Consider the following 23,301-nt stretch of genomic DNA (forward strand, 5'->3'; position numbering starts at 1 on the left):
CTTGGCGCCTCGCGCCCTGAACAGGGAGGACACCATGGATATGGGTTTGAGCGGACTGAAGGTGCTTGTCACCGCGGGCGCCGCCGGCATCGGGCTCGAAGTGGCGCAGGCCTTCGTGGAGGAGGGCGCGCGGGTCCATGTCTGCGACGTCGACCGCGAGGCGCTGGCGGCCTTGCCCGCCGGCCTCACCGGCACCTACGCCGACGTCGCCTCGCGCGACGACGTCGCCCGGTTGTTCACGGAGGCCGACACGGCGCTCGGTGGGCTCGACTGCCTCGTGAACAATGCCGGCATCGCCGGGCCGACGGGCCGCGTCGAGGAGATCAACCCGGAGGATTGGGACCGCACCCTCGACATCTGCATCACCGGGCAGTTCAACTGCGTGCGCCTGGCGGTGCCGTCCCTCCGCAAGAGCGCCAACCCGTCGATCGTCAACCTGTCCTCGGTGGCGGGCCGCTTCGGCTTCCCGCTGCGCACGCCCTACGCGGCAGCGAAATGGGCGGTGATCGGCTTCACCAAGTCGCTGTCGCGGGAGCTCGGGCCGGACGGCGTCCGGGTCAACGCGGTGCTGCCGGGCATCGTCGCCGGCGACCGCCAGCGCCGGGTGCTGGAGGCCAAGGCGCAGCAGCGTGGGATCAGTTTCTCCGAGATGGAGCAGGCGGCCTTCGCGGCGGCCTCGATCAAGGACTACGTCACCGCGCGCCAGATCGCCGACCAGATCCTGTTCCTGGCCTCGGAGCGGGGCAAGACCATCTCGGGCCAGGCCTTGGCGGTGGATGGCGATTTGCAGATGCTGACGTAAGAGATCGGCTCGACTCGCTCGACGGTACTTCCGCCCTCGACGTCATCCCGGGGCCGCGAAGCGGAACCCGGGATCCATAACCGCTGGCGGTCCAGGATGAAGCGGAATGCGATCCGCTTGCTTCGGCATCCTCGGCGGTTATGGATACCGGGTTCTCGCCTTTCGGCGAGCCCCGGGATGACACGGAGGGTGTATTTAAGTGTGTCTCGACCTGCGAGCCGGGATCACGAGACCGTTACGGCAGCCACCGCGCCAGGAACCCGCCCACCGCCACCGCGAACACCGCCCACGGCCCGACCACCAGCCAGATCGGGTGCGGCCCGGCCTCTTCCCTCGTCTTCACGTCGTTCAGGATCATCGCCGCCCCCGCCGATTCGTCGCGTGAGGCGAGAGAGCCCGGCGATTGTGGTTGGACGGGGGAAGCTTGACCGGTGGAGCTTGCGTCAGGCTGGCTTGTCCCCGGGCCGGTGCGCCGCGACGGGACGCGGGCGCGCCGCGTCGACGGCATAGAGCGCGAGTCCCGCCCAGATCAGGCCGAAGACCAGCGCCTGGGAAGGCGGCAGCGATTCGCCGTAGATGAGCACGCTGAGCAACAGCAGGCCCGTCGGCGAGAGGTATTGCAGCAGGCCGAGCGTCGAGAGCTTGAGGCGCGAGGCCGCGGCGGCGAACCACATCAACGGCAGGGCGGTGGTGACGCCGGTGAGCATCAGGAGCAGCACCTGCCCGGTGTCCTGGCCGGGCGGCGTCGGGGCAAGGCTGAGATAGGCGAGCGCGATCGGCAGGAGCGCGAAGGTCTCGGCGCCCAATCCCAGGATCGGGTCGATCGGCACCAGCTTGCGAATCAGGCCGTAGACCGCGAACGTCACGGCGAGCGCCAGGGCGATCCACGGCAGGGTGCCGGCCGCCACCACGGCCGCGACGACGCCGATGCCGGCCAGAGCCACCGCGGCGAGCTGAAGCGGGCGCAGGGACTCGCGCAGCACCAGGGCGCCGAGGGTCACGTTGACGAGCGGGTTGATGAAGTAGCCGAGGCTCGCATCCAGCATCCGCCCGTTCTGTACGGCCCAGAGGTAGAGCGACCAATTGCCCGCGATGAGGAAGGCGGAGAGCACCAGGAAGCCGTGGCGGCGCTGGAGCGTGAAGCCGGGACCCCGGCGCATCAGGCGCAGACCGACCAGCAGCAGCGTGATGAACAGGCTCGACCAGACGATGCGGTGGGCGAGGATGCCCCAGGCCGGCACCCCGTCGAGCAGGCGGAAATGGACCGGGACGACGAGGCCCCAGCTCAGGAAGGCGCCGAGCGCGTAGATCAGACCCACGGATGTTTCCCCCGGGCGTCTGCCGCGCCCGTCCGGGTTGTGCCGCAGGCGGCCCGCCCCGGCTACGGTCCGGGGCGGGGAGCGGTCACCCGCTCTACGCGGGTCTGCCAGAGGGGCTGCCGAAGGGTCAGGAGGCGAGGAACCGTTCGAGGAGCCGCAGCGTCGCGCTCGGGTTCTCCTCGGCCAGGAAATGGCCCGACGGGACGATCTCGAAGGTGGTGTCGTCCGGCGCGAAGGTGCCGGTCCAGGCCTGCCGTACCGGATCGAGCCCATCGCGGCCGACGAAGCGGTCAGCGACCAGGACCAGGACCGGGCCGGCGAGGCGGCGCGCTTGAGCGATGTCGGCCTCGTCGGCGGCCCGGTCGGGCCCGGCCCCGGCGCGGTAATCCTCGCAACTGGCGTGGATCCGCTCTGGCACGTTCCAGCTCTGGCGGTAGAGATCGAGGGCGCCGGGCGAGAAGGCGTCGAGGGTGCCGTCGCCGGTCCAGAGCCGCAGCAGGTCCTCGTAGTACGGGATCGGGGCTCGGCCGATTTCCTGCTCGGGCGACGGGGCCGGTTGCGCCAGGAAGCGCCAATGCGGGTAGGCGTCCGGCTCCCGGTCCATCTTCTGCCACTGCGAGACCGTGGGCAGAATGTCGAGAAGGGCGAGACGGTCGATCCGGCCCGGCTCGTCGAGGGCGAGGCGGTAGCCGACCCGGGCGCCGCGGTCGTGGCCGACGAGACCGAAGCGGACATGGCCCATCCGCTCCATCACGGCGACCACCTCGCGGCCCATCCGGCGCTTGGAATACGCTTCGTGCGCGGGATCGCCCTTCGGCGCTGCCGACCAGCCGTAGCCCTTGAGGTCGAGGCAGACCACCCGGTGGGTGCGGGCGAGCGCCGGGGCGATCCGGTGCCAGCAGGCGTGGGTCTGGGGAAAGCCGTGCAGCAGCACCAGCGGCGGCGCATCCTCCCGCCCGCCGGCCCGGGCGAAGAAGCGCCCGTCGGGCAGGTCGATCCAGTGCGAGGTGAAGCCGGGAAACAGGTCGGCGGGCATCGTCGCTCCCAAGGTCCTTGGCCCGCGCCGGGGCGCGAGCTAACCTGGGTTAACGCGAGAATCCGCCTCAGGTCTCGCGGGCCACCGCGCGCCAGCCGATGTCGCGGCGGCAGAAGCCCTCCGGCCAGTCGATCCGGTCGAGGGCGGCGTAGGCGCGGCCTTGCGCCTCGCGCACGTCGCGGCCGAGGGCGGTGACCGCGAGCACCCGGCCGCCATCGGCGACCAGCCGCTCGCCGTCGCGCTTCGTGCCGGCCTGGAACACCAGGGCGCCGGCTCCTTCCGCCTCCGACAGGCCGCGGATCTCCGAGCCCCTGGCGACCGTGCCGGGATAGCCGGGGGCGGCCATGATGACGGTCAGCGCCACCTCGTCGCGCCAGTCCGGCGCGACGCCCGAGAGGTCGCCCTCGCTGGCGGCGAGCAGCAGCGGCACCAAGTCCGAGGCGAGGCGCGGCATCAGCACCTCGCATTCGGGATCGCCGAAGCGGGTGTTGTACTCGATCAGCATCGGGCCGTCGGCCGTCAGCATCAGCCCGGCATAGAGGATGCCGGAGAAGGGCGTACCGCGCGCGCGCATCCCGTCGAGGGTCGGGCGGATGATCCGCTCCATCACCTCGGCCTCGAGCTCGGGCGTGAGCACCGGGGCGGGGGAATAGGCGCCCATGCCGCCGGTATTCGGCCCCGTGTCGCCGTCATGGACGCGCTTGTGGTCCTGGGCGGTGCCGAGGAGCACGGCGCGGCTGCCGTCGCACAAGGCAAACAGGCTCGCCTCCTCGCCGACCATGCACTCCTCGATCACCACCTCGGCCCCGGCGGCGCCGAGCCCGCCGCCGAGCATGCTCTCCACCGCGGCCTCGGCTTGGTGCAGCGTCTCGGCCACGACGACGCCCTTGCCGGCGGCGAGACCGTCCGCCTTGACGACGACCGGGATGCGGCCGGCGCGCAGGTAGGCGAGTGCCGGTTCCACGTCGCGGAAGCGCGCGAAGGCGGCGGTTGGGATCGCGAAATCCCGGCACAGTTCCTTGGTGAAGGCCTTCGAGCCTTCGAGCTGGGCTGCCGCGGCACTCGGCCCGAAGGCGCGGATGCCGGCCTCGGCCAGCGCGTCGACCAGCCCCGCCACCAGCGGCGCCTCGGGGCCGACCACCACGAAATCCACGCCCTCGCGCCGGCAGGCGGCGATCACTGCCGCGTGATCGGTGACGTCGAGGGGAAGGTTGGTGCCGTGGGCGGCGGTGCCCGGGTTGCCGGGGGCGATCAAGAGACGCCGGCAGAGCGGGCTCTGCGCCAGCTTCCAGGCGAGCGCGTGCTCGCGCCCGCCGGAGCCGATCAGCAGGAGGGTGAGGGAGTGCTGGTCGCGCATCGCCGGTTCCAAAGAGGATCGCACAAGAAGGATCGAGAAGGTCTCGCGCGACGGTTTAGGGAAGGCGCGTCCGGGCGGCAACCGGGACTGATGCGCGGGGGACACTCGCCGGATCATGCGGCGGGACGGCCTTCCGCGGCCCGGCCCGAGCCGGTAGCTTCACGCCCGATGTCGGCTCCCGCTCACTCCGCTTCCCTTGCCGCCCCGATCGCCAACGTGCCCGAATGGTCGGTCACCGAACTGGCGACCGCCCTCAAGCGCACCCTGGAGGATGCGTTCGGCCATGTGCGCCTGAAGGGCGAGATCTCGGGCTATCGCGGCCCGCACGGCTCCGGCCACGCCTATTTCAGCCTCAAGGATGGCGGCGCCAAGATCGACGCCGTGATCTGGAAGGGCACGATGCTGCGGCTGCGCCACAAGCCCAAGGAGGGCCTGGAGGTCGTGGTCACCGGGCGGATCACGACCTATCCGGGCAAGTCCGCCTACCAGATTGTCGTCGATTCGCTGGAACCCGCCGGGGCCGGCGCCTGGATGGCGCTCCTGGAGGAGCGCCGCCGCCTGCTCGCCGCGGAAGGGCTGTTCGACTCAAGCCGCAAGCGGCCGGTGCCCTACCTGCCGACGGTGATCGGCGTCGTCACCTCGCCGACCGGCGCGGTGATCCGCGACATCCTCCACCGGCTGGCCGACCGCTTCCCGCGCCCCGTCCTGGTCTGGCCGGTGCGGGTGCAGGGGGAGGGGGCGGCCGAGGAGATCGCCGCGGCGATCCACGGGTTCAACGCGCTCGAGCCCGGCGGCGCGATCCCGCGGCCCGACGTGCTGATCGTCGCCCGCGGCGGCGGCTCGATCGAGGACCTGTGGTGCTTCAACGAGGAGATCGTGGTGCGGGCCGCCGCCGCGAGCGCGATCCCGCTGATCTCCGCCGTCGGCCACGAGACCGACGTCACGCTGATCGACCACGCCTCCGACCGCCGCGCCCCGACCCCGACCGGCGCCGCCGAGATGGCGGTGCCGGTGCTGCACGAGCTGCTGACCGACCTCGACTCCCTGAGCCGGCGCCATGCCGGCGCGCTCCTGCGCCTCGTCGACCAGCGCCGGGGCGAGTTGCGCGGCCTGACCCGGGCCCTGCCCGGCCCGGAGGCGCTGCTGGCCCAGAAGCGCCAGCGCCTGGATCTGGCGGAGGCCCGCCTCGCCCCGGCGCTCGCTGCCAATGCGCGGGACGCGCAAGGGCGTCTCAACCGGGCGCTCCAGGGGCTCGCCCGCAACCCGCCCTCCTTGCGCCTCGCCCGGGCCCGCGAGCGCCTGGCGACGATCGACCACCGCCCGCGCCACGCCCTGGAGCGGGTGCTGGCGGTGCAGGGCGAGCGGTTGAACGGCCTGTCGCGCCGGCTGGAGCAGGCGCCGGGCCACGGGCTGGAGCGCCTCGCCGGGCGCCTGTCGCGGGCGACCGCCCTGTTCTCGAGCCTCAACTACCGGGCGGTGCTGGCGCGGGGCTACGCGCTGGTGCTCGACGAGGCCGGCACGCCGGTCGGATCGGCGGACGCTGCGCGGGCGGCTGGGCGCGTGACGGTGGAATTCGCCGACGGGCGGGTGGCGGCGGCGGTGGAGGGCGCGAACCCGCCCAAGACCGCGTCGAAGCCGGCGCCGCGCCGGGCGGCGAAGCGCCGGGAGAGCGCGGCGGAGACGAAGAAGGCGCCCGTGGAGGGCGCCTTGCAGGGGTCGTTGTTCGAAAGCTGAAGCTCACGGCCTGAACCCTCCCCCCTTTGCGGAGGAGGGTGCCCCGCGGATGCGGGGCGGGAGAGGGGAACTACGCTTTCGGAGAGGTCGCGACCTTGATGAAGGGCGAACCCTGGATCAGCGTCGTGCTGCCCCTCTCCCGGCCTACTCCGCAGGCCACCCTCCCCCCCAGAGGGGGGGAGGGTTACGCGTCGGCTACGGAAGTGTCTGCTTGAGGCGATTGAGTTTAGAAAACTCAATACTCGTCGTCGTCGTCCTGCTCGCCCTTCCGCATCGGCTTGAGGCGTGCGAAGACCGAGTCGGCATCGAGACGCTCGTCGCCGCGGCCGGGGCGGCGGTCCTCGTCGCGGTCCTCGGGCTCGGGCAGGACCGAGAGCTCGGGCGGCATCAGGGTGGCGCCGCCCTCGGCGGATTCCACCAGCGGACGGTCCTTGGCGGCGCGCTGGACCTCGAAATCGAGGTCGATCTGCGAGCACAGGCCGAGGGTTACCGGGTCCATCGGCTGCAGCGAGCCGGAATTCCAGTGGGTGCGCTCGCGGATCTGCTGGATCGTCGACTTGGTAGTGCCGACGAGGCGCATCACCTGGGCATCCTTCAGCTCCGGGTGGTTGCGCAGCAGCCACAGGATGGCGTTCGGACGGTCCTGGCGGCGCGACAGCGGGGTGTAGCGCGGGCCCTTGGTGCGCTTCACCTCGGGCAGCTTCACCTTCGACACCGCCACCTTCATGCGGTGGTTCGGGTTCTTCTGCGCCCGCTCGATCTCCTCGCGGGTGAGCTGGCCGGTCGAGACCGGGTCGAGGCCCTTGATGCCGGCCGCCACCTCGCCGTCGGCGATGCCCTTCACCTCGAGGGGGTGGAGCTTGCAGAAATCGGCGATCTGATCGAAGGACAGCGACGTGTTCTCGACGAGCCAGACGGCCGTCGCCTTCGGCATCAACGGTCCCTGGGACATACCATACCTCCTCGGGGCGCTCCGACGCGGGAGCGCGACGGCCGCCCGGGAAGCGGCCCAATCCAAACACGGGCCCCTCGACGGCGACAGGGCGCCCGGGGCGGAACCGGGAGGCCCCGCCGGCGTCCCGGGTTACCAGGACGGCCTGTCTCACGCTGTGAGGGAATCGCCCGATATATAGGCGCGTCTCAGGCTCGGCGCAAACCGCTTTCGCGGGCGAAGAGATTTCGCGGGACGCCGCGTGTCGTCCCTTCTCGCGCAGACGAAGCGGCCCGCCGCCGGACGGGCGGCGGGCGATCGATCGTCAGACGAACAGGCTCGACACGCTCGATTCTTCGGCGGTGCGCCCGATCGCCTCGCCGAGCAGCGGCGCGATGGTGACGACGCGGATGTTGCGGGCGAGCTTGACCGCGGCGGTCGGCTGGATCGAGTCGGTGATCACCAGCTCCTTGAGCTTCGAGGAGGCGATGCGCGACACCGCGCCGCCCGAGAGCACGCCGTGGGTGATGTAGGCCGAGACGTCCTTGGCGCCCTTGGCGAGCAGGGCCTCGGCGGCGTTGACGAGGGTGCCGCCGGAATCGACGATGTCGTCGACGAGGATGCAGGAGCGGCCCTCGACCTCGCCGATGATGTTCATCACCTCCGACTCGCCGGGCCGGTCGCGGCGCTTGTCGACGATGGCCAGCGGCGCGTCGATGCGCTTGGCGAGCGCGCGGGCGCGCACCACGCCGCCGACGTCGGGCGACACCACCATCATGTCGGCGGGGTCCATCCGCTCCTTGATGTCGCGCACCATGACGGGTGCGGCGAACAGGTTGTCGGTCGGGATGTCGAAGAAGCCCTGGATCTGGCCGGCATGCAGGTCGAGGGTCATCACCCGGTCGGCGCCGGCCTCGGTGATGAGGTTCGCCACGAGCTTGGCCGAGATCGGGGTGCGGCCCGACGTGCGTCGGTCCTGGCGGGCATAGCCGAAATAGGGCAGTACGGCGGTGATCCGCCGCGCCGAGGAGCGCCGCGCGGCGTCGATCATGATGAGCAATTCCATCAGGTGATCGTTGGCCGGGAACGAGGTCGACTGGACGATGTACACGTCCTCGCCGCGCACGTTCTCCTGGAGCTCGACGAAGATCTCCATGTCGGCGAAGCGGCGGACCGAGCAGACCGCCAGCGGCTTTTCGAGATAGGCCGCGATCGCCTCGGCCAGCGGGCGGCTCGCATTGCCGGCGACGATCTTGATCGAGGATTTCATCGTGCTTCCATCGTGGCCCGCGCGAAGAGCCCCGGCGCTGCCGCGCGGTGCCCTTGAGTCAGGCCCGCGCGCACCGGGGTGAGGGGAGGATCGCATCGAGCTTCGCGCGAACACGGGCCCCTCGCGCGACGATGCTCTCATGTGACGGGCGAGGCTCTTACCAGTGCCGGGATACCGTCACAATGCTTTCATGCGTGCGCGGCCGGCTTTCATGCGCGCGCGACTGCGCAGCACCCCTGCATTCCTGTGCAGGAATGCTGTGCCGTGCGCCCTGGTCGCCTCAGGGCTGCAGCAGCCGGTGGAGATGCACGATGAAGTAGCGGGTCTGGGCGCTGTCGACGGTCTGCTGCGCCTTCGCCTTCCAGGCCATCGCGGCGCTGGCATAGTCGGGGAAGATGCCGACCACGTCGAGCTTCGAGAGGTCGCGGAAGGTGACGCTGTCGAGGTCGGTCAGCTCGCCCCCGAACACCAGGTGGAGGAGCTGCTTGGGTTCCTGGGAGGAAGCCGGCTTGGTGTCGCCCGGATTGCTCATGCGCATCGTCTCCGCGTGCCGCGACGAAGGCCGTCCGGCGGGACGGCGCCTGCCCGTCGGGGCAGGCGCCGGGGCGTCGCAAACGCCGGCCCGCGCGTCAAGCCGGATCGTGCTGCACTGCACGCGCGGGCCGGTCCCGTGGTCGCGTCAGGCGGCGTCGAGGGTCGGGTAGTCGGTGTAGCCCTCCGGCCCCTGACTGTACCAGGTCTTGTAATTGTCCTTCGTGAGGGGCGCGCCCTTGGCGATCCGCTCCGGCAGGTCGGGGTTGGCGAGGTAGGGGCGGCCGAACGCGACCGCGTCGGCGCGGCCCTCGTCGAGGGCGGCTTGCGCCCGCGGCCCGTCATAGTCGGAGTTCAGCACCAGGGGCCCGCGGAAGGCGGCCTTGATCGCGGGCGCCACCGGCGGGTGGGCGGGCTTTCCGAAGGTGCCGTCGGGGGCGGGCTCGCGCAGTTCGAGGAAGGCGAGGCCGATCTCCGACAGAGCCGCGGCGGCGGCCGGGAACAGGGTCGCGGGGTCGGCATCATCGACGCCCTGGATCGGCTCGTTCGGCGACAGGCGCACCCCGGTGCGGTCGGCGCCGACCGTGTCGGCGACGGTGCGGGCGACCTCGGCAAGCAGGCGGATGCGGTTCTCCACCGAGCCGCCGTAGCGGTCCTGGCGCAGGTTGGAGTTGGAGCGCAGGAACTGGTCGATCAGGTAGCCGTTCGCGGCGTGGATCTGCACCCCGTCGAAGCCGGCCTCGATCGCGTTGCGGGCGGCCTTGGCGTAATCCTCGAGGATCCGCGGGATCTCGTCCTCGCGCAACGCCCGCGCCTCGGCATAGGGCTTCTTGCCCTCGTAGGTGTGGGCGTGGTCGGGCCCCGTGGTGGCCGAGGCCGAGACCGGCTGAGCGCCGCCCAGAAAGTCGGGATGGACCAGCCGGCCCATGTGCCAGAGCTGGGCGACGATGCGCCCGCCGGCCTCGTGCACCGCCGCGACCACCGGCTTCCAGGCCTCGACCTGCTCAGGGCTCCACAGGCCCGGGGCGAAGGGCCAGCCGGTGCCCTCCTGCGAGATGCCGGTGGCCTCGCTGATGATCAGGCCGGCGCCGGCGCGCTGGCGGTAATACTCGGCCATGATCGGCGTCGGCACGTGCGAGCGCGAGGCGCGGCCGCGGGTGAGCGGCGCCATCAGGATGCGGTTCGGCGCCGCGATGGCGCCGAGCTGGATCGGATCGAACAGGGAGGGCACTGAGGTCAGCTCCGGATCGAGCCCGGCTTCAAGGGCCGGGCGACGGGGGAGGAGATGGGAGCCCGGGCCGGAGATGCCAGATGGTGCGTTGCAGCGCGTGCCCCCGGCATGTGCTCCCGCGCACCCGATCCGGCGGGTGCGTCCGGATGGGGCTCCGGTACGCCGCCGCCAGGGAGGCGGACAGCGATGAGCGTTGACGCAGCGCCGGTGCTTTGCATAATCTTCACAACACCAAAATTTTTCATCCGAGATTTTTCGGCGCAATCCTGCGATAGGCGCGATGACGCAACCGACCAGTCGTTGGTATACACATATGAATCGAGAGACTTCGAAAGAATTATATTCAGAAGAACAGATTGTCGATTTGATTCGTTCACAACAGTTGAAAAAGGGAGATTTCGTCTGGGAACTCGGCACACCGAAGATGTGGACACGTGTCGACGAGGTTCCTCTGTTCTCGGGCCACCTGCGTCCGGCGCCCCCGGACATGCCGGCCGCGGACACGCTCCCGGCTGCCGATCGCGAGGACCCCGGCGCCGGCATGCCGGCGCCGGCCCAGGCGGAGGAGCCCGATGCCGACCCGGCCGATGCGTCTCCGGAGGAGGCCAGCCCGAACGACGACGCCCCGCTCCCCGGGGAGGCGATCTTCGGCCCGGTCGAGACCGGGATCGTGAAGCCGACCTACACCGAGGGCTCCGGCTGGGGATTCGTCCGCATCGAGGGCAAGCCGGACCTCTACTTCAAGATCAAGGGCGGGCCCTGCGTGGTGAAGCCGGGGCCGCACCCGCTCGCGGCCGGCTGCACGGTGACGGCGACGGTCGAGCGGAGCGGGGACGGGCGTTCCTTCGCCTCCTCGCTCCACGTCGATGCGCCGGCTCCCACCCTGACGCCCGAGGAAATGCAGGAGCGCCAGGAGCAGGGCACGCGGGTGATCCAGGCGTTGATGGAGCAGGTGCCGCCGGGTGCCTGGTTCACGCGCTGGTCCAACGTCAAGCTCAACCGGACCGACAAGCGCAACATCAACGACGCGACGGTGCGCACGCTCGCCAAGACCGCGCTCGACGAGGACCGGACCTTCACCCACTCCGACGACGAACACCTGATCCTGAGGCAGTACCTCAAATACACGTTCGCGCGGCTCGCCCGGGAGAACAAGATCGCGTATGCGGGACCCTATGCGGCGTTCGACACCGGCCTGCTCGACAAGCTGTACGAGCCGATCCTCTGCCTGTCGGAGTACAACGAGGATGCGCGGCGCTACAGCCACGTCAGTTTCTGCGTCGCCGGCCAGGGACCGGCGGGCAAGCGGCTGATCTCGGTCTTCGCGGACCGCCCGGCCCCCGCGCGCTACCTGACGCGGCTCGACGAGGTGATGTTCGATCCCGCCTGCCCCGTCACCCCGCAATGGAGCCACATCATCAAGGACGCGATCGAGCGCGGCCGCTTCCCGCTCGCCTTCCTCCAGCACTACGCCCCGGCCGCGTTCCACGAGCGGCTGAACGACCGGGCCGACGAGGCCTGGATGCGGGACTACGTCCGGGCGCTCGCGAGCGACATCCAGGCCCGCCGCGCCATCGCCGGCCACGTCGCCGGCGCGATCGAGACCGCGCGGAAGCGGGTGCGCTGGGACTACAAGACCGCGGTGCCGATCTACTACCCGGCCGAGGACGCGATGAGCTTCATCCTGCCGCTCGCGCTGCGGCCCGGCGGACCGCCGGACCTCGCCCTGGTGGCCCGGCGGGTGAACCCGAACGAGTATTACGGCGTCACGGTCTACACCCTCGAAATGGCCTACCTGGCGGCCCGGCTGATCGGCCCGCTCACCGGGGCCGGCTGGCTCACGCCGCGGATCGGGGAGGCGACGAACCTCCTCAGCTATACCGGCGACCTGTCGCTGTAAGAGCATGTTCGACAAGCTCGACGATCCTGACACTCTCCGCGTCATTCCGGGGCCGCGCAGCGGAGCCCGGCGTGCCAAAGGCACGCCCAGAACCGCGGATGGTCCAGGATGAAGCGGAGATCATTCCGCCTGCTTTGGAACCGCCTGAGTTTCTGGATTCCGGGCTCCGCTGCGCGGCCCCGGAATGACGCGGAGGATGATAAGTCTCTGGAAGCCAGATCAAACAGGCACTGAGCTGTCCGTAAGGACGCCCGGGCGTCCGCTCACGACTTGTCCATCTGCTCCTTGGCGTCCGACACCGCCTTCATGCAGCCGGTCTCGTCGCCCTTCTTGTCGAGCTCGCGGGCGCGGTTGAGGCTGGCGCGCGCCTCCATCACGCCGGTGCCGCCGCCGCTCGCCTTGGCGACGTCGGCGGTGGCCTGGGTCTCGGCGGAGCCGGGAGCGGGGCCCTTGGGGAGCGAGGACGGGCTGGTGCCCTTCTCGGTCGCCGCCTCGGCCTGGGCCTCGCGGCGGGACGCCACTTCCTTGCCGCCGCTGGACGCGGAGATGGTCTCGCGGCCCTTCGCGTCGAGGCGCGGCTCCAGCGACGAGATCTCGGTGCCGCAGGCGCCGGCGAGGGCGGGACCGGCGAGGCCGGCGAGAAGGCCGGCGGCGAGGATGAGCTTCATGGCGTGTCTCTCCCGTTCCGGGCACGCGGCGCGCACTGGCTGGCGAACCTTGGCCCGATGAACCCTGGTCGCGAACACCCGCCCGGGGGCGGGGGTTCCGCCTCGCGGGAATCATTGCAGAAAAAAGGGGCCGCCCCCCGTGCGGGAAGCGGCCCCTCGTCGTCTCCGCCGTCTCCCGCGGGGGCACGAGGCCCCGCGGGATCACGCTCACGCGCTGAGCTTGTCGCGCATCGGCAGCTGGCGGATGCGCCGGCCGGTCGCCGCGAAGATCGCGTTGGCGATGGCCGGCGCGATCGGCGGCACGCCGGGCTCGCCGACGCCGCCGAGCGGCTTGTCCCAGGATCCACCCTGCACGAGGTGCACGTTGATGATCTTGGGCGCCGCGTCGATGCGGGTGAGCTCGTAGGTGTCGTAGTTGTCCTGGACGGCGCGACCGTTCTTGAAGCTGATCTGGGCGGTGAGCGCGAGGCCCATGCCCATCACCACCGCGCCTTCGAGCTGCGAGCGCACCCGCTCCGGGTTGACCTGCTGGCCGCTGTCGATGGCGATGTCGACCCGCTGGACGCTGACCTCGCCCTTCGGCGACACCTCGACCTCGGCGACGGCCGCCGTGTAGGTGACGAAGCTGTAATGCGCCGCGATGCCGAGGCCGCGGCCCTTCTCCACCTTGCGGCCCCAGCCCGCGCCTTGCGCCACCGCCTCGATCACGTTGCGCAGGCGGCCCGTGTCGTAGGGGTAGCGCGCGGGGTCCTCGCCGTAGTTCCAGGCATCGCCCATCTTGACCGGGTCGATGATCCGGGCCGGGCCGATCACGTCGAGGAGGTAGTCCTTCGGGTCGCGGCCGGCCATGTGGGCGAGCTCGTCCAGGAACGACTGCACCGCGAAGGCCCGCGGGATGTTCGAGACCGAGCGGAACCAGCCGATGCGGACATGGGCGTCGGCGGGCGGGTTCTCCATCCGCATGTTGGGGATGGCGAACGGCACGTTGACGAGGCCCATCCCGAGCTCGATCGGGATCTGCTCGTTTGCGCCGGCGACGAAGGTCGAACCGATGGTCGGGGCCGCGCTACGGTGCAGCCAGGCGACCGGCATGCCCTTGTCGTCGAGGCCGGCCTCCAGCCGCTCCATCGAGACGGTGTGATAGTAGCCGTTATGGAGGTCGTCCTCGCGGGTCCAGGTCATCTTGACCGGGGCGCCGTCGACCGCCTTGGAGCAGAGCGCCGCCTCGACGAAGTAGTCGGGCTTCGACTTGCGGCCGAAGCCGCCGCCGAGCAGCGTGACGTTGACCGTGACGGTCTTGGGATCGATTCCGAGGCGCTTGGCGATGCGGTCGCGGGCGGCCTGCGGCGACTGCACGCAGCCCCAGGCCTCGATCGTGCCGTCCTTGGCGATCCGCACGGTCGCGGCCGGCGGCTCCATCGGGGCCTGGGCGAGGTGGGGGATGTAGTACTCGGCCTCGTGGCGCTTCACCGCCTTCTTCATCGCCGCGTCGACGTCGCCCTCCTGGCGCACCACCTTGCCGGGCTTGCGCACGGCCTGCTCCAGGGTGGCCCGGTAGGCGTCGGAATCGTAAGACGCGTTCGGGCCGTCGTCGAAGGTGGCGTTCAAGGCCTCACGGCCCTTGATTGCCGCCCAGGTGTTGCGGGCGATGACCGCGACGCCGCCGGTCGGCATGAACTCGTAGGGCGGGGCCGGCGGATCGATGGTGACGACCTTGACGACGCCCGGCACCTTCATGGCGGCGGCCTCGTCGAAGCTCTTGATCTTGCCGCCGAAGACCGGAGGCCGCGCGACCACGGCGTAGAGCATGCCCTCGACGCGGGTATCGAGGCCGTACTGCGCCTTGCCGGTGGTGATGCCGACATTGTCGATGAGGCCGACCCGGCCCTTGCCGATGTAGCGGAAGGCCGACGGGTCCTTGAGCTTGACCGAGCCGCGATCCGGCACCGGCACGCTGGCCGCCGCCTGCGCCACGTCGCCGAAGCCGATGCGGCGCCCGGACTTGGCGTGGACGAGGGCGTGGTTCTCGGCCGTCACCTCGGCGGCCGGCACGCCCCATTGCTTGGCGGCGGCCTCGATCAGCATGGTGCGGGCGGCGGCACCGGCGCGGCGCAGCGGCATGAAGAAGTGCCGGAGCGAGCGCGAGCCGTCGGTGTCCTGGTTGCCGAAGCGCTCCTCGTCGCCATGCGCCTGGGCGACCTTGACCTTGGCCCAGTCGGCCTCGAGCTCGTCGGCGACGACGAAGGCCACTGAGGTGCGCACGCCCTGACCCATCTCCGAGCGGGTGCAGGTCACCGTCACGGTGCCGTCGGGGGCGATCGCCACGAACAGCGTCGGGTCGTCGCGCCAGCCATGCGGCATGCCGTCGGCGCCGAACTTCGCCGGCTCGGCGGCGAGCGCGTCCTTCGGCTTCAGCGACAGGGCCAGCACCAGGGCGCCGGCGCCCGCGAGCAGGCCGCGGCGGCTGAGCTGGCCGGGGGACGCCTTGGCGACGATGGATTCCGGCTCCTCGGCCGGGGCGGATTTGAGGAAGGAGGAGAGGTCGTGAATCACAGGCGATCTCCCTGGCCGGCCTTCGGGGTCAGCCCCGCCGCCTGCTTGATGGCGGCGCGGATGCGCGGATAGGTGCCGCAGCGGCACAGGTTGCCGCTCATCGTCGAATCGATGTCGGCGTCGGTCGGCTTCGGGGTGTCCTTGAGGAGGGCCGCCGCCTGCATGATCTGCCCGGTCTGGCAGTAGCCGCACTGCGCCACGTTGAGGTCGCGCCAGGCGGCCTGGACCGGGTGGTTGCCGTCCGGGGACAGGCCCTCGATCGTCACCACCGGCTGGCCGTCGGCGGCCGAGACCGCGGTCTGGCAGGCCCGCACCGCGGCGCCGCCGACATGGATGGTGCAGGCGCCGCAGGCCGCGACGCCGCAGCCGAACTTGGTGCCCGTCAGGCCGAGCTCGTCCCGCAGGTACCACAGCAGCGGCATCTCGGGATCGCCGTCGAAGCGGCGTTCCTCACCGTTCACGTTGAGCTTGATCATCGTCGCCCTCCGGCTTCGGGAGGCCTTTTGGGAACGCCCCGCGGACATGGCTCCGGTCGCGGCGCCCAGCCTCCCCGTCGATTCTGCATCTCGCGGCGCGGCGGCCGTCGAAGGGCCCGCGCCCCGTTCCTCCCGGATCACGCCTGAGCCGGCGTGGTCTTGCTTGGGTGGATCGTTCCCCGGGGCTCGCCCATGGACCGGTCCGCCATTACCTGAAACTCAGAATAGTTTCAGGTTAGGGATGGGTACCCCGGAGTCGCGCGTGTCGGCAAGACGGTCGCGTCTCGCCGAAATGCCGCGTCCGCCCGTCGGCAACGCCTTGCCGGTGGATTGCTTTTCGTGTATCGGCCCAACTTCCGGTGGTCCGTTGCCGGGATACTGCCTGCGTGGAGCGACGAGCTTCCGCGGCGCACCGGCCTGGACCTCTGGAAAAACACGTTTTCGCCCGTCGATCACGCGCCGGCCCGCGCCCCTTCACATCTCGGGGAGCGGCGGTTCCGAGAGACCTCTCGGGACTCCGGCGGGCGGAAGCGGCCCGTTCATACGAGCCGCCGGCGCCGTCCCCCCGGATAGGGCGGGACGATAAGGAGCATCAATGTCCGCAGGTTTGCAAGGCGCCGCGTCGAGCCGCGAGGATTTCGCCGCCCTCCTGGAAGAGTCGTTCCGGGAGCACGAGATCACGGAAGGCTCCGTGGTCAAGGGCCGTGTGGTGGCGATCGAGAAGGACGTCGCCGTCATCGACATCGGGGCCAAGACCGAGGGCCGCGTCGCCCTCAAGGAGTTCACGGGCCCCGGCCGTGACCAGCCGATCGGCGTCGGCGACGAGGTCGAGGTCTACGTCGACCGCATCGAGAACGCGCTCGGCGAGGCCGTCATCTCGCGCGACAAGGCGCGCCGCGAGGAGAGCTGGGTCAAGCTCGAGAAGGCGTTCGAGAACAACGAGCGGGTCACCGGCACGATCTTCAACCAGGTCAAGGGCGGCTACACCGTCGACCTCGACGGCGCCGTGGCGTTCCTGCCGCGCTCGCAGGTCGACATCCGCCCGGTCCGCGATGTCACCCCGCTGATGGGCACGCCGCAGCCGTTCCAGATCCTCAAGATGGACCGCCGCCGCGGCAACATCGTGGTGTCGCGCCGCACCGTGCTCGAGGAGAGCCGGGCCGAGCAGCGCTCCGAGCTGGTGGCCAACCTCGAAGAGGGTCAGGTCATCGACGGCGTGGTCAAGAACATCACCGAGTACGGTGCGTTCGTCGACCTCGGCGGCATCGACGGCCTGCTGCACGTCACCGACATGGCGTGGCGCCGCGTCAACCACCCGTCCGAGGTGGTCAACATCGGCCAGACCGTCAAGGTCAAGATCATCAAGATCAACCACGAGACGCACCGCATCTCGCTCGGCATCAAGCAGCTCCTGGCCGATCCGTGGGAGGGCATCGCCGCCCGCTACCCGGTCAACGCCAAGCTCAAGGGCCGCGTGACCAACATCACCGATTACGGCGCCTTCGTGGAGCTGGAGCCGGGGATCGAGGGCCTGATCCACGTCTCGGAGATGAGCTGGACCAAGAAGAACGTCCATCCGGGCAAGATCGTCTCCACCTCCCAGGAGGTCGAGGTTCAGATCCTGGAGGTCGATCCGGTCAAGCGCCGCATCTCGCTCGGCCTGAAGCAGACCCTGCAGAACCCGTGGGAGGCCTTCTCCGAGAAGCACCCGGCCGGCACCGAGGTCGAGGGCGAGGTCAAGAACAAGACCGAGTTCGGTCTGTTCATCGGCCTCGAGGGCGACGTCGACGGCATGGTCCACCTCTCGGACCTCGACTGGAACCGTCCGGGCGAGCAGGTCATCGACGAGTTCAAGAAGGGCGACGTGGTGCGCGCGCAGGTTCTCGACGTCGACGTCGAGAAGGAGCGCATCTCGCTCGGCATCAAGCAGCTCGCCGGCGATCCCTTCGCCGATGCGGGTGAGGGCATCCGCAAGGGCCAGGTGGTCACCTGCGAGGTGCTCGAGGTCAAGGACTCGGGCATCGAGGTCAAGATCGTCGATTCCGACCTCCAGGCCTTCATCCGCCGGGCCGATCTCGCCCGCGAGCGCAACGACCAGCGCCCCGAGCGCTTCGCCGCCGGCGAGAAGCTCGATGCGCGCGTGACGCAGTTCGACCGCAAGGCCCGCCGCGTCCAGCTCTCCATCAAGGCCCTCGAGATGGCCGAGGAGAAGGAGGCGATCGCCCAGTACGGCTCCGCCGATTCGGGCGCCTCGCTCGGCGACATCCTCGGCGCGGCCCTCAAGGCTCGCCAGGGCGACAAGAAGTAAGCCGACAAGACGTAAGGGACCCGTCCGGGCGGCGACGCCCGGACACCCCGATGAGATCCGGACGCCCGCGCGGAAAGCCGCCGCGCGGGCGTTCTCACGTCCGAATTACCGCGATCGGGGAGGGGGATGCCCGCAAAACCGGTCTTGCCGCTGCGCGACGGCCGGGGGTAGAACAGCCCGGGAGCGAGGTGCGCCAATGACTTGCAGGGAACCACCCGGCAGGACGGCGCCTTCCGGAGTCTGATCAGGATACGGGCGCCGCATGGCCATCGATGCCGAACTTCTCCTCGACCGGCGGTCCTTGCGCCGGAAGCTGTCCGTCTGGCGCGCGATCGGGATCGGGGCGCTGATCGTCGCCGCCGGCGTCGTCGGCTGGCGGGCGGCCGGGGGCAGGGGCCTCTCCGCCGTCACGCCGCAGATCGCCCGCATCAGCATCGACGGCTTCATCGCCGGCAGCGAGAAGACCCGCGAGCTGATGAAGCGCGTCGGCGACTCGAGTGCCGTCTCGGGCGTCGTCGTGGCGATCAACTCGCCCGGCGGCACCACCACCGGCTCCGAAGAACTCTTCCGCAACCTGCGCCTTCTCGCCGAGAAGAAACCGATCGTCGCCTTCGTCGACGGCACGGCGGCCTCGGGCGCCTACATCACGGCGATCGCCGCCGACCACATCGTCGCCCGCGAGACCAGCCTCGTCGGCTCGATCGGCGTGCTGTTCCAGTATCCCGAGCTGTCCGGCCTCCTCGACAAGGTCGGGGTGAAGGTGGAGGAGGTGAAGTCCTCGCCGCTCAAGGCCGAGCCGAGCGGCTTCCACCCGACCCCGCCGGAGGCCCGCGCCGCCCTGCAGGCGATCGTCGGCGACACCTACGGCTGGTTCCGCGATCTCGTGGCCGAGCGCCGGAAGATGAACCCCGACCAGATCAAGGCGGTGGCCGACGGCCGGGTGTTCAGCGGCCGCCAGAGCGTGCCGCTCGGCCTGATCGACGAGACCGGCAACGAGCGCCAGGCCATCGCCTGGCTCGAGCGCGAGAAGGGCGTCGCCAAGGACCTGCCGGTGCGGGACTGGAAGCCGCGCTCCGACAACCGCTTCGGCCTGTTCTCGGCCGCGGCCTTCGGCGCCGGGCTCCTCGGCTACGACGACCTCGCCGCCCGGCTGCGGCAGGCCGGACCCGAGACGGAGAGCCTAACCCAGGGCGGCCTCCTCGCGGTCTGGCGCCCATAAAGAGCAAGACGCCCCCCGCGCATCTCCCCCGGCCGGCCCCGCCTCAGTCGAGACCCTACCGCCCATGATCAAGTCCGAGCTGGTGCTCAAGATCGCCGAGCAGAACCCGCACCTGTATCAGCGCGACGTCGAGAACATCGTCAACGCCATCCTGGACACGATCGCGGATGCGCTGGCGCGGGGCGACCGGGTCGAGCTGCGCGGCTTCGGCGCCTTCTCGGTCAAGCGCCGGGAGGCGCGGCGCGGCCGCAACCCGCGCACCGGCGCCGCCGTGGCGGTGGCCGAGAAGGCGATCCCGGTGTTCAAGACCGGCAAGGAGATGCGCCTGCGCCTGAACGCCGCCGGGATCGGCGCCGACGAGCCGAGCCGGGCCGAGGCCGCCGCGAGCTGAGGTGCAGACCCTGGCGCTCGGGCCCCCGCGCGTTACACTTGACCCACGGGACTCCGTCCGGCGGCCCCGCTCCCTTCCCGCATCACCGACGAAAGACCGGGTTTCCCGATGATCCGCTTCCTCAAGGGCCTGATCCTGCTGCCAATCGCGATCGTGGTCGTGCTGCTCGCGGTGGCCAACCGCCAGCCGGTGATGCTGTCCTTCGATCCGTTCTCGAACGGGACGCCGGCCTTCAGCCTGCCGATGCCGCTCTACGCGCTGATCTTCGCCGCCGTGGCGGTCGGCATCGTGGTCGGCGGCATCGGGTCCTGGCTCGGCCAGGGCGACACGCGCCGCGACCGCCGGGCCAAGGGCCGCGAGCTCGCCCGGCTGCGCAACGAGGCCGAGCGCCTGCGCCAGACCGCCTCGGCCCACACCCCGACGGTCGGCCGCACCGCCCTGCCGGCCCCGGTGAGCCGCGCCTGAGATGCGGCTGATCGGCGAGGCCGAGATCGACGCGGCGCTGACGCCCTTGCGCATGGTCGACGCCCTCGGCGTCGCCTTCCGGGCCGGCGCGACGGCGCCGACCCGCCATCACCACCCGATCGAGACCGCCCCGGACGGGGCCTCGCTGCTGCTGATGCCGGCCTGGACGGCCGATTACGTCGGGGTCAAGATCCTGACCCTGTTTCCGGGCAACCCGGCCAGGGGCCTCGACACGATTCAGGGCGGGGTCCTGCTCTGCGACGGCCGCGACGGCCGGCCGCTGGCGCTCCTCGACGGCGCCCGCCTGACCCTGTGGCGCACCGCCGCCGCCTCGGCGCTCGCCGCCCGCCACCTCGCCCGCGCGGACGCGTCCCGGATGGTGATGGTGGGGTCCGGCGCGCTCGCCCCCGCCCTCGTGCGGGCGCATGCAGCCGTGCGGCCGATCCGCGACGTCGCGGTCTGGAACCGCCGTCCCGAGGGTGCGCAGCGCCTCGCCGCGACGCTGGCCGCCGAGGGCATCCACGCGTATCCCGTCACCGACCTCGCGGCGGCTGTGGGGGAGGCGGATCTCGTCTCCTGCGCCACCCTCTCGACCGAGCCCCTGGTGCGCGGCGCCTGGCTGCGGCCCGGCGCCCATCTCGACCTCGTCGGCGCCTTCACGCCGGCGATGCGCGAGGCCGACGACGAGGCCCTGTCGCGCGGGCCGGTCTATGTCGACACGTCCGACGCCCTCAAGAAGGGTGGAGACGTCTCGATCGCGATCCAGTCCGGCGCGCTCGCGCCCGAGGCGATCGCCGGCGACCTCGCGGCCCTGTGCCGGGGCGAGGCGCCCGGGCGGCAGGACCCCGAGGCGATCACGGTGTTCAAGTCGGTCGGCGCCGCGATCGAGGATCTCGCCGCTGCGGCGGCGGTGTGGGAAGCCCTGACGCAGGATCCTTAAGCGTGCGCACCACGTGCGGGCGCGCTCGGATCGGCGTATAGGGAGCGGATGTCGCCCGCTTCCGCTCCCGACAAGACCTGCCTCGTCAAGATCTGCGGCCTCAGCACGCCGGACACCCTGGAGGCGTCGCTTACTGCCGGCGCCGACCTGATCGGCCTCGTGCATTTCCCGAAGAGCCCGCGCCACGTCGACCTCGACCTCGGCGCCGCCCTGTCGCGGCAGGCGCGGGGCCGGGCCGAGCGCGTCGCCCTGCTGGTCGATCCCGACGACGCCCTCGTCGCGGCGGTGGTCGCGGCCCTCGATCCGGACTGGCTGCAGCTGCACGGCCGGGAGAGCCCGGAGCGCGTGGCGGCCGTGAAGGTCCGCACCGGCCGCCCGGTGATGAAGGCGCTTGGCATCGCCACCGCCGACGACCTCGCCCGCGCCGCCCGCTACGCGGGCGTCGCCGACCGGCTGCTCTACGACGCCAAGCCCGCCCCCGGCGCGGTCCTGCCCGGCGGCAACGGCCACGCCTTCGACTGGGCGCTGCTCGCCGGGGCCGGTCGCGACCACCCGTTCATGCTCTCCGGCGGCCTCACGCCCGACACCGTCGCCGAGGCCCTGGCGATGACCGCCGCGCAGGCGGTGGACGTGTCGTCGGGCGTCGAATCGAGCCCCGGCCGCAAGGACCCGGACCGCATCGCCGCCTTCGTGGCGGCCGCCAAAAGGGTCGCGTGCGACAAGCGGGCTGCGTCCGAACCGCAAATTGCCCCAGAGGCGCGAAGGGCGTAAGGCCCGCCGCCGAGACCGACACTTACCGAAAACCTCCCAGACGCGAAGAGTCCCTGCCGTGACCGCTCCCCAGACCCCGAACTCGTTCCGCACCGGCCCCGACGAGCGCGGCCGCTTCGGCATCTTCGGCGGCCGCTTCGTGGCCGAGACCCTGATGCCGAACATCCTCGCCCTGGAGGAGGCCTACACGGCGGCCAAGGCCGATCCGGCCTTCCAGGCCGAGATGACCGCTTACCTCACCCATTACGTCGGCCGGCCGAGCCCGCTCTACTACGCCGAGCGGCTGACCCAGCACCTCGGCGGCGCGAAGATCTACTTCAAGCGCGAGGAGCTGAACCACACCGGTTCGCACAAGGTGAACAACGTGCTGGGCCAGATCCTGCTCGCCCGGCGCATGGGCAAGCCGCGGATCATCGCCGAGACCGGCGCCGGCCAGCACGGCGTCGCCACCGCGACGCTCTGCGCCCGCTTCGGCCTCAAATGCGTCGTCTACATGGGCGCGGTCGACGTCGAGCGGCAGAAGCCGAACGTCTTCCGGATGAAGATGCTCGGCGCCGAGGTGGTGCCGGTCGAATCCGGCACCCGCACCCTGAAGGACGCGATGAACGAGGCCCTGCGCGACTGGGTCACCAACGTCGCCGACACGTTCTACTGCATCGGCACGGTGGCGGGGCCGCATCCCTACCCGGCGATGGTGCGCGACTTCCAGTCGATCATCGGCATCGAGACCAAGGCGCAGATGCTGGAGCAGGAGGGCCGCCTGCCCGACTCGCTCGTCGCCTGCATCGGCGGCGGCTCGAACGCCATGGGGCTGTTCCACCCGTTCCTCGACGACCGCGAGGTCGCGATCTACGGCGTCGAGGCGGCGGGCCACGGCGTGTCGAGCGGCCTGCACGCCGCCTCGCTCACCGGCGGCAAGCCCGGCGTGCTGCACGGCAACCGCACCTACCTGCTCATGGACGGCGACGGCCAGATCGCCGACGCGCACTCGATCTCCGCTGGCCTCGACTATCCGGGCATCGGTCCCGAGCACGCCTGGCTGCACGAGATGGGCCGCGTCACCTACCTGTCGGCGACCGATACGGAGACCCTGGAGGCGTTCCGGCTGTGCTCGCTGATGGAGGGCATCATCCCGGCCCTCGAGCCCGCCCACGCGCTCGCCAAGGTCAAGGAACTCGCCCCCAGCCTGCCGCGCGACCACCTGATGGTCGTGAACCTGTCGGGCCGCGGCGACAAGGACATCCCCCAGGTGGCCGAGATCCTGGGCGACGCCCTCTGAGTCGCGTCGCGCCTCGCCATTCGCGGCGAGGCGCGAAAAGGGCTGCGACGGTTCCTTGACAGGCCCCGTCACCTCCCCCTATATCCGCGCCACCGCAGAGCCGGACACGAACCGGCCACC

The 23,301-nt window shown here is 70.9% G+C and carries 21 protein-coding genes; 10 read left to right on the forward strand and 11 right to left on the reverse strand.

What is annotated here, in order from left to right:
* Window positions 1-34 precede the first annotated feature (34 nt).
* The gene (locus ABZT49_RS18700) at window positions 35-802 is read left to right on the forward strand and encodes an SDR family oxidoreductase (protein WP_355287935.1); all 768 of its coding nucleotides are present in this window, start codon (window positions 35-37) and stop codon (window positions 800-802) included.
* 235 nt (window positions 803-1,037) lie between these two features.
* Here ABZT49_RS18700 and ABZT49_RS18705 read toward each other — a convergent pair whose 3' ends face one another.
* The 4 genes from ABZT49_RS18705 to purD all read right to left on the reverse strand — a co-directional run bounded on the left by ABZT49_RS18705 (window position 1,038) and on the right by purD (window position 4,514).
* Window positions 1,038-1,160, reverse strand: coding sequence for a hypothetical protein (locus ABZT49_RS18705; protein WP_355287937.1), 123 nt, complete (start codon window positions 1,158-1,160; stop codon window positions 1,038-1,040).
* Window positions 1,161-1,245: 85 nt separating this feature from the next.
* The gene (rarD, locus tag ABZT49_RS18710) at window positions 1,246-2,121 is read right to left on the reverse strand and encodes an EamA family transporter RarD (protein ID WP_355287939.1); all 876 of its coding nucleotides are present in this window, start codon (window positions 2,119-2,121) and stop codon (window positions 1,246-1,248) included.
* Between the two features lie 127 nt (window positions 2,122-2,248).
* Entirely contained in the window at window positions 2,249-3,157 is a 909-nt protein-coding gene (locus tag ABZT49_RS18715; protein ID WP_355287941.1) for an alpha/beta hydrolase, read from the reverse strand.
* Between the two features lie 67 nt (window positions 3,158-3,224).
* The gene (gene purD / locus ABZT49_RS18720; RefSeq protein ID WP_355287943.1) at window positions 3,225-4,514 is read right to left on the reverse strand and encodes a phosphoribosylamine--glycine ligase; all 1,290 of its coding nucleotides are present in this window, start codon (window positions 4,512-4,514) and stop codon (window positions 3,225-3,227) included.
* 168 nt (window positions 4,515-4,682) lie between these two features.
* Between purD and xseA the strand changes: the two genes are divergently transcribed.
* A complete protein-coding gene (xseA, locus tag ABZT49_RS18725) occupies window positions 4,683-6,248 on the forward strand; it encodes an exodeoxyribonuclease VII large subunit (RefSeq protein WP_355287945.1) in 1,566 nt (521 codons plus the stop codon).
* 235 nt (window positions 6,249-6,483) lie between these two features.
* Here xseA and ABZT49_RS18730 read toward each other — a convergent pair whose 3' ends face one another.
* The 4 genes from ABZT49_RS18730 to ABZT49_RS18745 all read right to left on the reverse strand — a co-directional run bounded on the left by ABZT49_RS18730 (window position 6,484) and on the right by ABZT49_RS18745 (window position 10,211).
* Window positions 6,484-7,200 (reverse strand): DUF1013 domain-containing protein, encoded by a 717-nt coding sequence (locus ABZT49_RS18730; protein WP_355287947.1) that lies wholly within the window; start codon window positions 7,198-7,200, stop codon window positions 6,484-6,486.
* Window positions 7,201-7,504: 304 nt separating this feature from the next.
* The gene (locus ABZT49_RS18735; protein WP_093568282.1) at window positions 7,505-8,449 is read right to left on the reverse strand and encodes a ribose-phosphate pyrophosphokinase; all 945 of its coding nucleotides are present in this window, start codon (window positions 8,447-8,449) and stop codon (window positions 7,505-7,507) included.
* A 280-nt stretch (window positions 8,450-8,729) separates the two neighbouring features.
* The gene (locus ABZT49_RS18740) at window positions 8,730-8,981 is read right to left on the reverse strand and encodes a DUF4170 domain-containing protein (protein ID WP_355287949.1); all 252 of its coding nucleotides are present in this window, start codon (window positions 8,979-8,981) and stop codon (window positions 8,730-8,732) included.
* A gap of 147 nt (window positions 8,982-9,128) precedes the next feature.
* Window positions 9,129-10,211, reverse strand: a complete 1,083-nt coding sequence (locus ABZT49_RS18745; protein WP_355287951.1) for an alkene reductase — start codon at window positions 10,209-10,211, stop codon at window positions 9,129-9,131.
* A 487-nt stretch (window positions 10,212-10,698) separates the two neighbouring features.
* Here ABZT49_RS18745 and ABZT49_RS18750 point away from each other — a divergent pair, with 487 nt between their 5' ends.
* Window positions 10,699-12,111, forward strand: a complete 1,413-nt coding sequence (locus ABZT49_RS18750) for a DUF3825 domain-containing protein (RefSeq protein WP_355287953.1) — start codon at window positions 10,699-10,701, stop codon at window positions 12,109-12,111.
* A 263-nt stretch (window positions 12,112-12,374) separates the two neighbouring features.
* Here ABZT49_RS18750 and ABZT49_RS18755 read toward each other — a convergent pair whose 3' ends face one another.
* From ABZT49_RS18755 to ABZT49_RS18765, 3 genes are all read right to left on the reverse strand, one after another.
* A complete protein-coding gene (locus ABZT49_RS18755) occupies window positions 12,375-12,779 on the reverse strand; it encodes a hypothetical protein (protein WP_355287955.1) in 405 nt (134 codons plus the stop codon).
* A 207-nt stretch (window positions 12,780-12,986) separates the two neighbouring features.
* A complete protein-coding gene (locus tag ABZT49_RS18760; RefSeq protein WP_355287993.1) occupies window positions 12,987-15,275 on the reverse strand; it encodes a xanthine dehydrogenase family protein molybdopterin-binding subunit in 2,289 nt (762 codons plus the stop codon).
* A 53-nt stretch (window positions 15,276-15,328) separates the two neighbouring features.
* On the reverse strand, window positions 15,329-15,808 hold the full coding sequence (locus ABZT49_RS18765; RefSeq protein ID WP_093568276.1) for a (2Fe-2S)-binding protein: 480 nt from the start codon (window positions 15,806-15,808) through the stop codon (window positions 15,329-15,331).
* 595 nt (window positions 15,809-16,403) lie between these two features.
* Here ABZT49_RS18765 and rpsA point away from each other — a divergent pair.
* From rpsA to trpB, 7 genes are all read left to right on the forward strand, one after another.
* Window positions 16,404-18,116, forward strand: a complete 1,713-nt coding sequence (rpsA, locus tag ABZT49_RS18770; protein ID WP_093568275.1) for a 30S ribosomal protein S1 — start codon at window positions 16,404-16,406, stop codon at window positions 18,114-18,116.
* A gap of 262 nt (window positions 18,117-18,378) precedes the next feature.
* A complete protein-coding gene (sppA, locus tag ABZT49_RS18775) occupies window positions 18,379-19,335 on the forward strand; it encodes a signal peptide peptidase SppA (protein WP_355287957.1) in 957 nt (318 codons plus the stop codon).
* Between the two features lie 64 nt (window positions 19,336-19,399).
* Window positions 19,400-19,726: an integration host factor subunit beta gene (ihfB, locus tag ABZT49_RS18780; protein ID WP_048433052.1), complete on the forward strand. Its 327-nt coding sequence runs from the start codon at window positions 19,400-19,402 to the stop codon at window positions 19,724-19,726.
* Between the two features lie 108 nt (window positions 19,727-19,834).
* On the forward strand, window positions 19,835-20,191 hold the full coding sequence (locus ABZT49_RS18785) for a LapA family protein (protein ID WP_355287960.1): 357 nt from the start codon (window positions 19,835-19,837) through the stop codon (window positions 20,189-20,191).
* Window position 20,192: 1 nt separating this feature from the next.
* Entirely contained in the window at window positions 20,193-21,131 is a 939-nt protein-coding gene (locus tag ABZT49_RS18790; RefSeq protein WP_355287962.1) for an ornithine cyclodeaminase family protein, read from the forward strand.
* Between the two features lie 48 nt (window positions 21,132-21,179).
* The gene (locus ABZT49_RS18795) at window positions 21,180-21,902 is read left to right on the forward strand and encodes a phosphoribosylanthranilate isomerase (RefSeq protein ID WP_355287964.1); all 723 of its coding nucleotides are present in this window, start codon (window positions 21,180-21,182) and stop codon (window positions 21,900-21,902) included.
* Window positions 21,903-21,960: 58 nt separating this feature from the next.
* Window positions 21,961-23,181 (forward strand): tryptophan synthase subunit beta, encoded by a 1,221-nt coding sequence (gene trpB / locus ABZT49_RS18800; RefSeq protein WP_355287966.1) that lies wholly within the window; start codon window positions 21,961-21,963, stop codon window positions 23,179-23,181.
* The last annotated feature ends 120 nt before the right edge of the window (window positions 23,182-23,301 follow it).

The organism is Methylobacterium sp. EM32, from assembly GCF_040593685.1.
Lineage (GTDB): Bacteria > Pseudomonadota > Alphaproteobacteria > Rhizobiales > Beijerinckiaceae > Methylobacterium.

Excerpts from the sequence above, each read along its gene's own strand:
- ABZT49_RS18700 (WP_355287935.1), top strand. The coding sequence starts at position 35 with ATGGATATGGGTTTGAGCGGACTGAAGGTGCTTGTCACCGCGGGCGCC.
- ABZT49_RS18705 (WP_355287937.1), bottom strand. The coding sequence starts at position 1,160 with ATGATCCTGAACGACGTGAAGACGAGGGAAGAGGCCGGGCCGCACCCG.
- ABZT49_RS18715 (WP_355287941.1), bottom strand. The coding sequence starts at position 3,157 with ATGCCCGCCGACCTGTTTCCCGGCTTCACCTCGCACTGGATCGACCTG.
- purD (WP_355287943.1), bottom strand. The coding sequence starts at position 4,514 with ATGCGCGACCAGCACTCCCTCACCCTCCTGCTGATCGGCTCCGGCGGG.
- xseA (WP_355287945.1), top strand. The coding sequence starts at position 4,683 with ATGTCGGCTCCCGCTCACTCCGCTTCCCTTGCCGCCCCGATCGCCAAC.
- ABZT49_RS18730 (WP_355287947.1), bottom strand. The coding sequence starts at position 7,200 with ATGTCCCAGGGACCGTTGATGCCGAAGGCGACGGCCGTCTGGCTCGTC.
- ABZT49_RS18735 (WP_093568282.1), bottom strand. The coding sequence starts at position 8,449 with ATGAAATCCTCGATCAAGATCGTCGCCGGCAATGCGAGCCGCCCGCTG.
- ABZT49_RS18740 (WP_355287949.1), bottom strand. The coding sequence starts at position 8,981 with ATGAGCAATCCGGGCGACACCAAGCCGGCTTCCTCCCAGGAACCCAAG.
- ABZT49_RS18750 (WP_355287953.1), top strand. The coding sequence starts at position 10,699 with ATGCCGGCCGCGGACACGCTCCCGGCTGCCGATCGCGAGGACCCCGGC.
- ABZT49_RS18755 (WP_355287955.1), bottom strand. The coding sequence starts at position 12,779 with ATGAAGCTCATCCTCGCCGCCGGCCTTCTCGCCGGCCTCGCCGGTCCC.
- ABZT49_RS18765 (WP_093568276.1), bottom strand. The coding sequence starts at position 15,808 with ATGATCAAGCTCAACGTGAACGGTGAGGAACGCCGCTTCGACGGCGAT.
- rpsA (WP_093568275.1), top strand. The coding sequence starts at position 16,404 with ATGTCCGCAGGTTTGCAAGGCGCCGCGTCGAGCCGCGAGGATTTCGCC.
- sppA (WP_355287957.1), top strand. The coding sequence starts at position 18,379 with ATGGCCATCGATGCCGAACTTCTCCTCGACCGGCGGTCCTTGCGCCGG.
- ihfB (WP_048433052.1), top strand. The coding sequence starts at position 19,400 with ATGATCAAGTCCGAGCTGGTGCTCAAGATCGCCGAGCAGAACCCGCAC.
- ABZT49_RS18785 (WP_355287960.1), top strand. The coding sequence starts at position 19,835 with ATGATCCGCTTCCTCAAGGGCCTGATCCTGCTGCCAATCGCGATCGTG.
- ABZT49_RS18790 (WP_355287962.1), top strand. The coding sequence starts at position 20,193 with ATGCGGCTGATCGGCGAGGCCGAGATCGACGCGGCGCTGACGCCCTTG.
- ABZT49_RS18795 (WP_355287964.1), top strand. The coding sequence starts at position 21,180 with ATGTCGCCCGCTTCCGCTCCCGACAAGACCTGCCTCGTCAAGATCTGC.